This is a genomic window from Acidobacteriota bacterium (assembly GCA_039030395.1).
Taxonomy (GTDB): domain Bacteria; phylum Acidobacteriota; class Thermoanaerobaculia; order Multivoradales; family JBCCEF01; genus JBCCEF01.
The window spans coordinates 357,375-370,535 of the sequence record JBCCEF010000002.1; the positions used below are offsets into that span (position 1 = coordinate 357,375).

The 13,161-nt window shown below is 66.7% G+C and carries 10 protein-coding genes, 1 tRNA gene and 1 pseudogene; 11 read left to right on the forward strand and 1 reads right to left on the reverse strand.

The window, feature by feature from the left end:
• The first annotated feature begins 22 nt into the window (after positions 1 to 22).
• The 7 genes and pseudogenes from gmk to AAF481_03900 all read left to right on the forward strand — a co-directional run bounded on the left by gmk (position 23) and on the right by AAF481_03900 (position 8,388).
• Positions 23 to 673, forward strand: a complete 651-nt coding sequence (gene gmk, locus AAF481_03870; protein ID MEM7480290.1) for a guanylate kinase — start codon at positions 23 to 25, stop codon at positions 671 to 673.
• Between the two features lie 193 nt (positions 674 to 866).
• Complete coding sequence (rpoZ, locus tag AAF481_03875) at positions 867 to 1,112, forward strand: DNA-directed RNA polymerase subunit omega (protein ID MEM7480291.1); 246 nt, start codon at positions 867 to 869, stop codon at positions 1,110 to 1,112.
• 188 nt (positions 1,113 to 1,300) lie between these two features.
• A pseudogene (locus tag AAF481_03880) lies at positions 1,301 to 1,837 on the forward strand (uracil-DNA glycosylase).
• 196 nt (positions 1,838 to 2,033) lie between these two features.
• The gene (locus AAF481_03885) at positions 2,034 to 4,265 is read left to right on the forward strand and encodes a BTAD domain-containing putative transcriptional regulator (protein ID MEM7480292.1); all 2,232 of its coding nucleotides are present in this window, start codon (positions 2,034 to 2,036) and stop codon (positions 4,263 to 4,265) included.
• Between the two features lie 425 nt (positions 4,266 to 4,690).
• Complete coding sequence (locus tag AAF481_03890; GenBank protein ID MEM7480293.1) at positions 4,691 to 6,040, forward strand: FAD-dependent oxidoreductase; 1,350 nt, start codon at positions 4,691 to 4,693, stop codon at positions 6,038 to 6,040.
• Positions 6,041 to 6,049: 9 nt separating this feature from the next.
• Complete coding sequence (locus AAF481_03895; GenBank protein MEM7480294.1) at positions 6,050 to 7,060, forward strand: glycosyltransferase family 2 protein; 1,011 nt, start codon at positions 6,050 to 6,052, stop codon at positions 7,058 to 7,060.
• A complete protein-coding gene (locus tag AAF481_03900; GenBank protein ID MEM7480295.1) occupies positions 7,060 to 8,388 on the forward strand; it encodes a glycosyltransferase in 1,329 nt (442 codons plus the stop codon). Before AAF481_03895 ends, AAF481_03900 begins: the two co-directional genes overlap by 1 nt.
• Positions 8,389 to 8,487: 99 nt before the next feature.
• Here the strand turns inward: AAF481_03900 and AAF481_03905 are convergent.
• Positions 8,488 to 8,574, reverse strand: a tRNA-Leu gene (locus tag AAF481_03905).
• Positions 8,575 to 8,635: 61 nt separating this feature from the next.
• On the opposite strand from AAF481_03905, the gene AAF481_03910 reads away from it, so the two are divergent.
• The 4 genes from AAF481_03910 (at position 8,636) to AAF481_03925 (ending at position 13,161) form a co-directional block, all read left to right on the forward strand.
• Positions 8,636 to 10,762, forward strand: coding sequence for a VacB/RNase II family 3'-5' exoribonuclease (locus AAF481_03910; GenBank protein MEM7480296.1), 2,127 nt, complete (start codon positions 8,636 to 8,638; stop codon positions 10,760 to 10,762).
• Positions 10,763 to 10,851: 89 nt separating this feature from the next.
• A complete protein-coding gene (locus AAF481_03915; GenBank protein MEM7480297.1) occupies positions 10,852 to 11,367 on the forward strand; it encodes an IMS domain-containing protein in 516 nt (171 codons plus the stop codon).
• A gap of 31 nt (positions 11,368 to 11,398) precedes the next feature.
• Positions 11,399 to 12,709, forward strand: coding sequence for a ribosome biogenesis GTPase Der (der, locus tag AAF481_03920; protein ID MEM7480298.1), 1,311 nt, complete (start codon positions 11,399 to 11,401; stop codon positions 12,707 to 12,709).
• 89 nt (positions 12,710 to 12,798) lie between these two features.
• Positions 12,799 to 13,161, forward strand: a complete 363-nt coding sequence (locus AAF481_03925; GenBank protein MEM7480299.1) for an HU family DNA-binding protein — start codon at positions 12,799 to 12,801, stop codon at positions 13,159 to 13,161.

Here is a 13,161-nt window from a genome sequence, read left to right on the forward strand (position 1 = left end):
GACGGCTGAAGAATCCGCTCCTATGCTAGCCTCCGGCGCTATGGCGGCCCGCGGCGAGTTGATCCTTCTCTCGGCTCCTTCCGGCGCCGGCAAGAGCACCCTCATCGATCTCCTCCTGGCCCGGGAGGAGGGCAAGCTCAAGTTTTCCGTCAGCCACACCACCCGGTCGCCGCGCGGCGCCGAGGAGGACGGCCAGGACTACCACTTCATCGATCGGTCCCGCTTCCTGGCCATGGTCGCCGACGATCGCTTCATCGAGTGGGCGGAGGTGCACGGCAATCTCTACGGCACTTCGCGCGACGAAGTGGATCCACGCCTCGAGCGGGGCCTCGACGTGCTGCTCGATGTCGACGTACAGGGCGCCGATCAGATCCGCTCCCAGAACCCCGATGCGGTCACCATCTTGGTTCTTCCGCCGAGCTACCAGGACCTCGCCAAGCGCTTGCGCGCGAGGGGCCTCGACGAAGGCGCGGTGATCGACCGCCGCCTCGCCGCATCTGTCAGGGAAATCGAGTGTTACGATAGCTTTGACTATGTTATTGTGAATGACCGCGCGGAGCACGCGGCGGACGATTTGGCATCGGTTATCCGCGCTCGGCGGTGCGCCCTGGACCGCATGCGCGGCAGGGTCGGAGAGATCCTGGCGGACTTCCGCCGATACGCTCCACGCTAGCAGGTCGCTGAAGCTTTCCGCTACGCTATTTCGGTGCTGTTGGCTCTTTATGTCAGGGGGCTGGCCCCCTCGATCCGAAAAAATCGGATCTCACCCCGTCCTCGGCTTCGCCTGGCGGCCCTGGTCGCGTGCCGGTAGAAATCGGGTTCGAAAAATAAGTGTACTTGGTGGAGAAACCCTGAAGGAGATACCCATGGACGAGAGAATCCCCGACAAGATCGACAGCAAGTTCCGCTACGTACTGGTGGCCGCTCACCGCGCCGAGCAGCTCACCCGCGGCGGCCGGCCGCGCATCGACGGCGTCGACAAGCCGACCAGCGCCGCGATGGCGGAAGTCACCCAGGAACTGGTGAGTTGGGACTACGGTCCGGCACCGGAAGCGGAGCAGGCCGAGGCCGAGGAGGCGGCCCCGGAGGAGACCGAAGAGGAAGTCCACTGAGCGAATCTTCATTCTCCGCCGTGACCCTGGCCGCGTACCTCAAGGACTTGGGATACCCGGACATCTACCGGCAGGAAGCGGCCCCGGAGCCGGCGAAGCTAGCAAAGCGCCGCTCCGGTGCCGAGAAGGAACCTTCGTCCGTGGCCGTTCCCGAGTCGGCGGCCGGCGGACTCGAACGGTTCGCCCTTGAACAGCTCGACCAGCACATTCAGAATTGCCGCCTCTGTCGCCTGTGTGAGAAGCGCCAGCGGGTGGTTTTCGGTACCGGCGATCCCCAGGCGCGCTTGATGCTGATCGGCGAAGGCCCCGGCGCCCAGGAAGATCGCCAGGGGTTGCCCTTCGTCGGGCCTGCGGGGCAACTGCTCGACCGCATCCTGGAGGCAATGGGCTACCGGCGCCGAGAGGTCTACATCGCCAACATCGTCAAGTGCCGCCCGCCGGGCAACCGCGATCCGCAGCCGGACGAGGTGGCCTCCTGCCGGCCCTACCTGGAGCGGCAGATCGATCTCATCGAGCCTAGGGTCATCGTGGCTCTCGGCCGGGTGGCGGCCCAAACGCTGCTCGGTACGGACCTGCCCCTCGGGCGCATGCGCGGCCGCTGGCACCGGGTGCGCGGCGTCGAGGCGCGGGTCACCTACCATCCGGCCGGCCTGCTGCGCAACGCGGCTTGGAAACGCCCGACCTGGGAAGACATGCAGATCGTGCGTGACCGCCTCCAAAGCTAGCAGGGTGCTGAAGAACTCCTCAGCACCCTACTCCGAGCCCAGAGGGCGAGGCGGCGCCATAGGCGCCGAGGATGGGGTGAGGCCGAAAACACTGATGTTTTCGGACGAGGGGGCGCCGAGCCCCCTGGAGAGGAAAGCTAGCAGGGCAGCTGAGATCATAGGCCGAAGGCCTCTTTCAGCAATCTGCTAGCAGATCATGGTCAGCGCGCGGGGATACCGGCCTCCCCATGTCACCCGGCTCCTGGCCCGCCTGCGATCCCTCGACGAACCGGTGATTCAGCTCTGGGCCTGGCCCGGCAGCGGTCAGCAGTCGGTGCTCGATGCCCTGGTGTCCGACGACCGGCGCGAAGCGCAGCCCTTGGCGGTGGAGGAATTGGCGCTTCCGGAAACCCTCCAGCGAGTGGTGGATGTGGCGCACGAGAGCGGCGCCAAGTGGCTGGTGCTGCCGTCCCTCACGGCGCTACCGGAAGGGGCGATGGAGGCGCTCGCCGGCAGCCTCGAAGCCGGGCGAAAGCTGGTGTTCTCGGCGCCGGTCCGTTCCTCGGCGGGGCCGCTGCCCATCGCTCACCTGCCGCCGGCAGATTTCCTTCTACGACAAGACGAACTGCAGCTTCTGTGGCACGAAGTGGTCGGCCGGGAGGTGGGGGAGGGCTGGGCTCGGGCGCTGCTGGCCGCCACCGATGGCTGGTACCGGCCACTGCGCCAGGTCGCCGAGTCCTTCGCCGACGGCGACGGCTTGAAGTACGGGGTGATGGGCCACCCGGGCGTTCGTTCCTTTTTGCAACACGAGGTCTGGGCGGTGTTGCCGGAGGCGGTGAGGGCAGCCGCCGAACGGATCGCCCGCGCCGATCTGACTTCGCAGGACTTGATGGAAGAGGTGTTCGAAGAACCCCAGCGTCGGGCTCTCGAAGAACTTGAAGACCGCTGGGGCCTGATCTTCGAGGCTGTCGGCGGGCGGCGTTTGCCGATGCTCTTCGCCGCTTGGCTCGAGGAGTCCCGGGCGCCGGATTCGGAGTGGCTCCGTGGCCTGGCCGACCGGGCTCGAGAGCAGAATCGCCCACTGGTGGCGCTGGATCTCTACCGGCAGGCCGGAGCGGACGTCGCGATGGCCGAGATGGCACGCGCGGAATGGGTCTCTTTAGCCGCTTCGCTGCCGCTCGATCTTCTCGCCGACGTCGCTCAGGCCCTTGGCTCTTTCGGGCAGCGCCTCGAAACGCGCTTGGAAGTGCTGCGCGCCGGCAGCCGCTTCGAGCCGACCGTCGCGACCTCCGACAAGGGGTTGAATGCGAACGAGGGGCTGATCCTACGCAGGATCGATGGGTTGTTGACCGGGGAGTCGAGCCGGCGGGATGGTGACGAAAGCGTACCCCAACCGCTGGTCTTTCTCGACCGCCTGGCGCGGCTGGAGGAGGGAGCCGCGCAGACCGGCGATCGGGATCTGGCCGGTGAGGTGGTGGCCGCCCTGGCCGGTATCGACGCTCCCTCCGACACTCCGAATCTGTTGGTCGGTGCGCCGGGTTTCCCGCCGCTGGCCTCTCTGCCTCAGGCCTTGGCCGAACGTACCCTGCAACGCTTGGTAAGGCAGCGTCCTCATCTGATTCGGGCTCTCCGACGCCGACCCGATCTGCCTTCTTCGTGGCGCGGGCACCTGATGCGTTTCGAGGATGAGAACGAACCGGCCGCCGGTGACGGGCCGGGATTCGAACTTCGTCTGTTCGGGGCGGGATGGGTACGCTGGCGGGGTTCACAAGAACCGGTGAAATGGAGTCTGCGGCGTGCTTTCCTGATCTTCGCCTTTCTCGCCGCTCGGCGCGATCATCGAGCCAGCCGGGAGGAACTGGAGCAGGCGATTTGGCACGATCAACCGCTGGAGAAGATCTACAACAACTTCCATCCCACCCTCAGCCACCTGCGGCGCAGCCTGAAGCAGGTCGGCGCCTCCGGAGTACTGCAGTATGACAACGGCTTCTACGGCCTCGATCCCACCCTGGTGTGGGATCTCGATGTGACCCGCTTCGAACGCCGGGTACAGCGCGGCCGGGAGTACTTGCGGAACGAGCAGCCGGAAGTTGCGGCGGCGGTGCTCGAAGATGCCTGGAGCCTGTACCGCGGTTCCTTTCTGTCGGCCTTTCACGATCCCTGGATCCTCGAACGGCGAGACGACCTCCAGCGACTGCATCTGACGATGCTCAGCGCCCTCGGCGAGGCGTATCAGCGGCTCGATCGCCTGCAGGACGCGATCGACGTTCTGCGTTCCGCCCTCTTCCAGGATCCGCTCCAGGAGAAGGTCCATCTGGAACTGATGCGGATCTATGCCCGCATGGGCGATCGCGCGCTGGTCCGCCGACAGTACGAGATGCTCACTCAGCACCTCGAAGAGGACCTCGGCGACGAGGCGACCTCGGAGTTTCAGCGCCTCATGTCCTAGGCGTTTCTGCTGCGAAAGTGCATGCACCTGCACCGTTTCTGCTGCGAGACCGCATGCACCTGCATCTGCGGTGTCGTCCGGACCCGTGGCTCCTCGACGTGCTGGCAGGCGTGCTGAACAAAGTGCTTCGCCGATGATTTCAGGACACCTGCCAGCTGGTTTCTCGAGGAGGCTGGCGCCCCCTCGCCCGAAAAATACGGACTTTTCGGGCTCACCCCATCCTCGGCGGCTTCGCCGCCGCCTCGCCCTTCGGGCTCGGAGCACGCCTGCGGGGCCCCGAGCCCGGAACTCCTTGCAGCTACAGGCACCTACGCTCTCTCGCGACGAAACGGGAGTGGGTTTACTAAGAAGACTGGATAGGCGAGAATGAGGAAGTCTAGCCGTCTGTCTTTCCGTCCTTCGAATACCAGACTTTCAGGGCCTCTATGACGCATCAGCGCAATGACGTGATTCTCGGTGGGGGTCTGGCCGGCTTGTCCGCCGCCTACCACCTGCAGCAGGCCGGTGAGGAGCACTGGCAGGTATTCGAGCGGGAGAGTCGCGTGGGCGGTTTGGCCCGGTCGATGGAGAAGGACGGCTATCTGTTCGACTTCGGGCCGCACATCTTGTTCACCATCGATCCGGAGATGGAGACTCTGATCCGCGATCTGCTGGGAGACAATTTCCACGCCCAAGAGCGGGAAGCCTGGATCTACCACCACGGTTCCGACCGCTACACTCGCTTTCCCTTCCAGGCCCACCTTTTCGGCTTGCCCATCCCGGTAGTGCAGGACTGCTTGGTGGGATTGGTGCGGGCGGTCGAGGCGCAGGCCCGCGGCGACTTCCAGCCGACCCATTACGAGGAGTGGATGCGGGGCTTCTTCGGCGACGGCATCGCCGATCACCTGATGATCCCCTATGCCAAGAAGATCTGGACCGTCGAACCGGAGACGATGGATTTCAGTTGGATCGGCCGGCGGGTGCCGACGCCGGACGTCGAGCGCATCGTGCGCGGCGCCTTGACCGACGAGGTAGACCAGGTGGGGGCGACCTCCAAGTTCTGGTACCCCAAGTACGGCGCCATCGAACCCCTGCCGAAGGCTCTCGGTGAGCGGGTGTCGAACATTCAACTGGAACGCACCGCCGTGCGCATCGAACTGCCGGAGCGGCGGGTGGTCTTTGCGAACGGCGAATCGGTTTCCTTTGAGCGCCTGGTCTACACCCTGCCGCTGCACCTGATCCCGCGCTTCGTTCCCAGCGCGCCGCCGGAGGTGGTGCGGGCCTGCGATGGCCTGAGCTACCAGGGGATCTACTGCGTCAATTTGGGGATCGACCGCGAGCGGGTGTCGGACAAGCACTGGATCTACTTCTACGAGGATCTGTTCCCCTTCCACCGCCTGTCCTTTCCGGCCAATTTCAGCCCCGGCACGGCGCCGCCGGGCAAGTCTTCCATCGCCACTGAGGTAGCCTTCTCCAAGCAACGACCCCTCGACCGCGACACCGCCGTCGAGCGCACCATCGAGGCCCTGCGGGCGGCGAACATCCTGCGCCCGGAGGACCGTATTGAGCTGGTGTATACGGAAGAGATCAATCCGGCCTACGTGATCTACGACCTCGATCACGCGGCCAACGTCGCCACCATCCGGGACTGGCTGCGGGAGAACGGCATCTGGACCGCCGGGCGCTTCGGCGAGTGGCAGTACTTCAACATGGACCACTCCATGCGCAGCGGCAAGACCGCCGCCGAGCAGATCCTCGCCGAGGGTCGAGAGGGCGCTGCCGGTGCCGACCGGTAGAATCTGCCAATGAGCACTCCCGAGGTGGCCCCACGGCCAGGAGAACCGGTACCGGAGATTCAGCCGGTCGCTGGGCCGGGTGAGGAGTCGCCGGAGATCAGCGTTCTCGTGCCGGTCCTGGACGAGGCGGACTCTGTTCTGGAACTGGCGCGCGCCGTGGCCGAGCAGCTCGATCGCCTCGGCCGCAGCTTCGAGTTGATTTTCATCGACGACGGCTCGCGGGACGGTACGCCGGACCGGGTGCGCGAGGCGCACGAGCGGGATCCGCGGATCAAACTGGTGCGCCTGCGGCGCAATTTCGGCAAGGCGGCGGCGATCACCGCCGGCTTCGATCACTCTGCGGGTGTGATCCTGATTACCATGGACGGCGATCTACAGGACGATCCGGCGGAAATCCCCCGCTTCCTCGACAAGCTGGAAGAGGAAGATCTGGACCTGGTTTCCGGCTGGAAGCGCCGGCGCCACGATCCGGCGAGCAAGCGCTATCCGTCGCTGCTCTTCAACTGGGTGACCCGCCACCTGGCGAGCGTCGACCTGCACGACTTCAACTGTGGCTTCAAGGCCTACCGTCGGGAGGTGCTGGAGCAGGTGGCGGTGTACGGCGAGCTGCACCGCTACATTCCGGTGCTGGCGAGCCGTCGCGGCTTCCAGATCGGCGAGATCGAGGTCACCCACCATCCGCGCCGAGCGGGGCAGAGCAAGTACGGCTGGGACCGCCTTTACAAGGGGCTCCTCGACCTGATCACGGTGTTGTTCATCACCAAGTACACCCGTCGCCCGCTACACCTCTTCGGGCTCATCGGTCTCACCCTGCTGGGCGCCGGCTTCAGCATCAACCTGCACCTGGCGATCCTGTGGATGGGCGGCGAGACCCTCTCCAATCGCCCCCTGCTGTTGCTGGGGATTCTGCTGATGGTGGTGGGGATCCAGGTGCTCACCACCGGCCTGATCGGCGAGATGATCACCTTCAAGTCCTTCCGTCGGCGGGATAGCTACTCGGTCAAAGAACGGTTGGAGTGATGGCCGTCGCCGAGCCGAAGGCTGCCTCGCTGCGCGACCTGTCCGGCGCGGCGCAACTGGAGATCCTGTTTCTCACCCAGACCTACCCGCGCTTCCCGGAGGATGTGAACGGGCCGTTCATTCGCGACCTGGCCCAGGGCTTGGTGCGCGGCGGCGACCGGGTGACGGTCCTCACCCCTCACGCCGCCGGCGTGCCGCAGGGCTGGGACGACGAAGGGGTGAAGGTCGAAAGCTTCCGCTACGCCCCGGTGCGGGCCGAGGTACTGGGCTACGGCCGCAGCCTGCAGGCGGACGAGACCGTCAAGCTCGGCGCCAAGGTGGCGGCGCCGTTCTACGCCCTGGGGGCGCGCCGGGCCCTCTCCCGGGCGCTGCGCGCCAAGCGCTGGGACCTCGTCCACGCCCACTGGATCGTGCCCAACGGCGTGGTGGCGAGCGGCGTTGCCGGCCGGGTGCCGCTGGCCATCGGCCTGCACGGCAGCGACGTGTTCATGGCCGAAAAGAAAGCCTTCCGACCACTCGCCCGCCGCGCCCTGGCGCGCGCCGGGTTGCTCACCGGCTGCTCGCCGGAGTTGGTGGATCGAGTCCGCGCCCTGGGCTTTCCGGCGGCGGCCTCACGGGTCATTCCCTACGGCGTGGACATCGCCACCTTCCGGCCTTCCAAGGCGGTGGACTCGGAATCCGGCAGCCGGGTACGGTGGCGTCACAAGCTCGCGATCCCGCTGGCGGCACCGATGGCCCTTTCGGTGGGCAGAATGGCGACCAAGAAAGGGTTTCAAGTGCTCCTAGAAGGTCTCGACGAGTTGTTCGCCCGGGCGCCGGATAGTCATCTGGTCCTCGCCGGCGGCGGCGATCGGCTGGAGGAATTCAAGGCTCGGGCGGAGCCCTGGCGGCAGCGGGTTCACTTTCCCGGCGCGGTGCTGCGGGACGAACTGCCCAGCCTGTTCCGCGCCGCTGACGCCTTCGTGTTGCCGGCGGTCCACGACCGCAAGGGCAACGTCGACGGCCTGCCGAACGTCATCCTCGAAGCGATGGCCAGCGGCTTGGCTGTCGTCGCCTCGGAGATCTCGGGCATTCCTTTGGCGGTGGTGGAGGGCGAGACCGGCCATCTGGTGCCCGAGGGCAAGGTCGAGCCCTTGGTGCAAACCCTCGGCGACCTGCTGGCTTCCCCCGAGCGCCGCCGGCTGCTCGGTCGCAACGGGCGCCGGCGGGCGGAGGCCGATCTCACCTGGGACGCGGTAGCGGCCCGCTACCGCAGAGCCTACGCTTGGCTGCTGGCAGGCGGTCAGCGAAACGACGACGATGTTCCCGGGCCGTCCAGCGCGTTGTGATGCCCCGAAGGTTGCCGTTGCGAGTCACCGGCTCGGGTCACCGGCACCCTGCACCGCTGGCGGCGGTTAAGAATCTGAAGAGCTTGGGAAGGGATGGGTTGGTGCGAAAGGGGGGACTCGAACCCCCACGTCCTTGCGGACACAAGATCCTGAATCTTGCGCGTCTACCAATTCCGCCACTTTCGCATCGGGCAGGCCGCCGGCCCGAGTGACCGAGAGATTCTAGAGAGGGTCTAACCTCGTGTCAATGAACCGAGCCGGCGCCTTCGAGCGCCGCCGACAGCAAATGCGGGATCGCCTGCGCCGGGCGGGAGAGGCGGGACTGCGTCCGCCGGCCTCCGAGCTGCCGCCGGGCCTCACGCCGGCCGATGAGCAGGCCTTGCTGGAGTCCCTTTGGCAGCGGGGTGAGGCGGTAGAGGAGGACGGCCTGTGGCGCACTCCGGAGGCGGCGGGCTTCACGGTCGGGCACCTGATGCTGCGGGACGATGAACACCGAGTGCGGGTTGACCGGGGCGACGATCTGGTAGTGGCGCCGGACGACCTCGCCGAAGCCCTCGAAGGCGATACCGTCCTGGTGCGCCCGCTGCCCGAGGGGCGCCGCCGATCCGGCCAGAGTGGCCTCCGAAGGGGCCGGATCGAAGAGATTCTCGATAGCCCCTACGACCGCCTGGTCGGGCGCCTGGAGTCGGATGGCTCCGGCCGTCGGCTGCTGCCCTTCGACTTCAAGCTCGCCCTCGAACCGGCAGTGCCCGATGCCGATGACGGTCTGGTCGATCATTGGGTGGAGGCGGCACTGGTCGATGCTGGAACGGCCCAGGTCGAGCGCGATCTCGGCGCCGCCGAAGCGCCGGGTACCGCCACGGCGGTGGTGATCGCCCAGTTCGAGATTCCGGAGTTCTTTCCGGCGGAGGTCGAGGCGGCCGCCGAAGGCCTGGGCACGGAGCCGCGGCGCGAGGACCTGGCGGGCCGGGAGGATCTCCGGGATCTCTGTACCTTCACCATCGACGGCGAGTCGACGCGCGACTTCGACGACGCCCTGTCCCTCGAATACGCGGCCGACGGCTGGCGCCTCGGAGTCCACATTGCCGATGTCGCCCACTATGTGCCGGAAGGCGGTGTGCTCGACCGCGAGGCCTACCGCCGCGGCACCAGCGTGTACTTTCCCGGCCGGGTGGTGCCGATGCTGCCGGCGGCCCTGTCGGACGGCCTTTGCTCGCTGCGGCCGGAGGTCGATCGCTTGACCCGCACGGTCTTTCTCACTCTTGACTCCGGTGGCCGAGTGCGCCGGGCGGAAGTCCGCCGCAGCGTCATCCGCAGCCGCCATCGGCTGACCTACCGCCAGGTCACCGCCGCCCTGGAGGGGCGGGAGGAGCTGCCGGCGAACCTGCTGGCGGTGCTGCGCTCGCTGCGGGAGGTCACCGAAGGCCTCCAGCGGCGGCGGGCGGAGCGCGGCTCGCTGGACTTCGACCTGCCGTCTAGCGAACTCCGCCTCGATGCCGCCGGCGAGACGGTCGACGTCACCGCCGGCGAACGCACCGTCGCCCACCGCATGATCGAGGAGGCCATGGTGGCCGCCAACGAAGCCGTCGCGCGCTATCTTCGGGACCAGGGCGTCGCCGGTCTCTACCGCACTCACGAGGCGCCTCTGCGCGAGAACCTCGAAGACCTGCGGGCGGTACTGGAGAACCTCGGCATCCCCTTTCCCCAGGAGGCCCCCGGCTCGCTGGACTTCGCCGAGCTGCTGGCGGCCGTGGCGGGCACCCAACGCGAGGACTTCATCAGTACCCTGGTGCGCCGCGCGCTGCCGCAGGCCGCCTACCGGCGGGAGCACGGCGGCCACTTCGCCCTCGCCTCGACGGCCTACACCCACTTCACCTCACCGATCCGGCGCTATCCGGATCTGGAGGTGCACCGCACCCTGGACCGCATCGAGGGCCGCGCCGGCGGTGAGGGCGAGGAGCCCGCGGAGCGCGCCGAGCGGTTGATCTTTGTGGCCGATCACTGCACCGCCATGGAGCGGCGGGCGGCGATGGCGGAACGCACCTTGAGCCAGTGGAAGAGGGTGCGATTCCTGGCCGACCGAACGGGGGAGCGCTTCAGCGGGCGCATCACCGGCGTCCAGCCCTTCGGCCTGTTCATCGAGCTGGATCGCTACCAGGTTTCCGGCCTGGCGCCGATCAGCGCCCTCGGCAAGGACTACTTCCGGTTTGAACCGGAGGGCCACCGAATGGTCGGGGCGGAGCGCGGGAAGTCCTTCCAACTCGGCGCTTCCATCGAAGTGGAACTCACGGACATCGATCCTCGCCGGCGGGGACTGTTGCTGGCGGTCCGGGAACCGGAACGCCGCCGGAGCGGTCGAAGAGACAGACGGTAGGCGACCTTCGATTCGTCTTGCTGAATGCGCTCTCCAAGCCGCTGGAAGGGACGCGTTCTCCAGCTCTCCGACTGATAGGATTCCACGCGATGAATGAACCGAGATCCCCTTTCCGGACATACCGCAAGGTGCCCCGTCTCGCCGCTCTCGGCAGCGCGATCGTCCTTGCCGTTTCGCTTCTTTTCGCCGGCTGTACGTCTTCCGAAGAGCAGTCGGAGAACGTCCGGCCCGAAATCGAGACCTTGCTCGAAGCGTATTTGCCCGCCCTCGGAGGGTTCTACGAGACCGGCGATCGATCCTTGCTCGAAGGCTTGGCGGCGGAAAAAGAGATCTTCACCGTCGAGCAACGGGTGCAGGAACTGTACGCCCAAGGAAAGCGGGTGCGCGCCGAACTCAAAGAGCTGAGCGTCGAGGGAGTTGACGTCTACCAGTACTCCAACGCCTACGTGAACACCTTTGAGGTATGGGATCTGTATGTCCTGGCGACCGGCTCCGAACGGGTGATTTCGTCGGACCTCGACCAGCCCAATCGAGTGCGCTACCAGGTGAAGCGAGGCGACGATGGCTGGAAGGTGCTGCACCGCCAGTTGGTCGAAGACAGTTGACCTGAGCCGCGACGGCTCCTCCCCGTAGATCATGAACACCACGCCCATGGTGGCCATCGTCGGTCGCCCGAACGTCGGCAAGTCCACCTTGTTCAATCGCCTGGTGGGCAAACGCCAGGCGATCGTCCACGACCAGCCGGGGGTAACCCGCGATCGCATCGTCGGCACCGCCGAACTGCAGGTGGACCGCGAGATCGATCTGGTAGACACCGGCGGCCTGGTGCCCGGCGACGATCCCCTGGGCCTCAACAAACAGGTCTTCTTGGCGGTGGAGGAGAGCGACCTGCTGGTGCTGGTGGTAGACGGCCGCGAGGGCCTGGTGCCGGCCGATGAGCAGGTATGGGAACACTTCCGGCAGTCCGGCAAGGCCACCCTGGTGGTGGTCAACAAGGGCGACACCCGGCAGGCCCAGGAGGGCTTCACGGAGTTCTACAGCCTCGGCGCCGGTGATCCCATCCTGCTGTCGGCGGAACACGGCGAGGGCATCGACTCGTTGCGCGAAGCGATTCTCGGCGCCCTGACGGAGGTGCCCGCGGCGACCGTCCCGGAGGACGCATCGCCGGTCGCCATCGTCGGCCGGCCGAACGTCGGCAAGTCGTCGCTGCTCAATCGGCTGCTCGGTCAGGAGCGCTCCCTGGTGACCCCCGTCGCCGGCACCACCCGGGACCCGATCGACACTCTGGTCGAGGCCGGCGAGCGCCATTTGATGTTGATCGACACGGCGGGAATCCGCCGCCGCGCCAAGGTGTCGGACACGCCGGAAGAGCTGGCCGTGATGATGTCCCGGCGGCAGATCCAGCGGGCCAAGCTGGCGGTGTTGGTGATCGACGCTTCGGCCGGCGTGACCAGCAACGATCTCGCCATAGCCGGCACTATCTGGGAGCTGGGCCGGGCGGCGGTGGTGGTGGTCAACAAGTGGGATCTGCTCGACGAGGAGGGCCGCGAGCGCCTCGACCTCAGCATGCCGCGCCTGGAAGAGCTGCTGGCGGATCCGCTGCGGGTCAACATCTCGGCCGCCACCGGCCGGGCGGTGGAGAAGGTGTTCCCGGCCATCGATCGCGCTCTGACCGCCTTCGACACCCGCCTCGGCACCAGCGAAGTGAACCGCCTCTTCGCCGAAGCTCTGCGCCGACACAAGCCCCCGGCGCAGTACGGCAAGCCCTGGAAGGCCTACTACGCGACTCAGGTTTCCTCGGAGCCGCCGACCTTCATGCTGTTCGCCAACCGCACCCTCAAGCGGGCGGACACCTACCGGCGCTACCTGGTCAACTCCATTCGCCGCCACCTCGACCTGCCGGGGGTGCCCATTCGCCTGGTCATACGGCAGCGGGCACGTAGATGACCATTGCGGGAATCGTCGTTTCGGGCTGCTATACTGGGGAGAATCTCTTATCTTTCCTCGGAGTGCCGCGCAGCCGGCACCCAGTAGACGTGACTCGAAAAAAAGACCCTCGACCCCAGTCCAAGGCCCCAAGCGGCCTCACCAAAGCCGATCTCATCGACGTCGTCTACCAGCGCCACGGCGCCCTGACGCGCACCGAAGCGGCGGAAGTGGTCGACAAAATTTTCGCCACCGTCAAGACCAGCCTGGGTGGCGGCCGTCCGGTGCGGATCAAGAACTTCGGCACCTTCGAAGTGATGCCCCGGGCGGGCCGGGTCGGCGTGGATCCTTCGAGCGGCGACCGCATTTTCATCCCGCCCCACAACGGACTGAGCTTTCGACCGGCGCGCCGCCTCAAGTCCGAGGTCACCCGAAAAGCAAGCCCTCGCCGTCGCGACGACCTGGAGGGCTAA

Coding starts and splice junctions, on each gene's coding strand:
- gmk (MEM7480290.1), top strand. CDS start 23: ATGCTAGCCTCCGGCGCTATGGCGGCCCGCGGCGAGTTGATCCTTCTC.
- rpoZ (MEM7480291.1), top strand. CDS start 867: ATGGACGAGAGAATCCCCGACAAGATCGACAGCAAGTTCCGCTACGTA.
- AAF481_03885 (MEM7480292.1), top strand. CDS start 2,034: ATGGTCAGCGCGCGGGGATACCGGCCTCCCCATGTCACCCGGCTCCTG.
- AAF481_03890 (MEM7480293.1), top strand. CDS start 4,691: ATGACGCATCAGCGCAATGACGTGATTCTCGGTGGGGGTCTGGCCGGC.
- AAF481_03895 (MEM7480294.1), top strand. CDS start 6,050: ATGAGCACTCCCGAGGTGGCCCCACGGCCAGGAGAACCGGTACCGGAG.
- AAF481_03900 (MEM7480295.1), top strand. CDS start 7,060: ATGGCCGTCGCCGAGCCGAAGGCTGCCTCGCTGCGCGACCTGTCCGGC.
- AAF481_03910 (MEM7480296.1), top strand. CDS start 8,636: ATGAACCGAGCCGGCGCCTTCGAGCGCCGCCGACAGCAAATGCGGGAT.
- AAF481_03915 (MEM7480297.1), top strand. CDS start 10,852: ATGAATGAACCGAGATCCCCTTTCCGGACATACCGCAAGGTGCCCCGT.
- der (MEM7480298.1), top strand. CDS start 11,399: ATGAACACCACGCCCATGGTGGCCATCGTCGGTCGCCCGAACGTCGGC.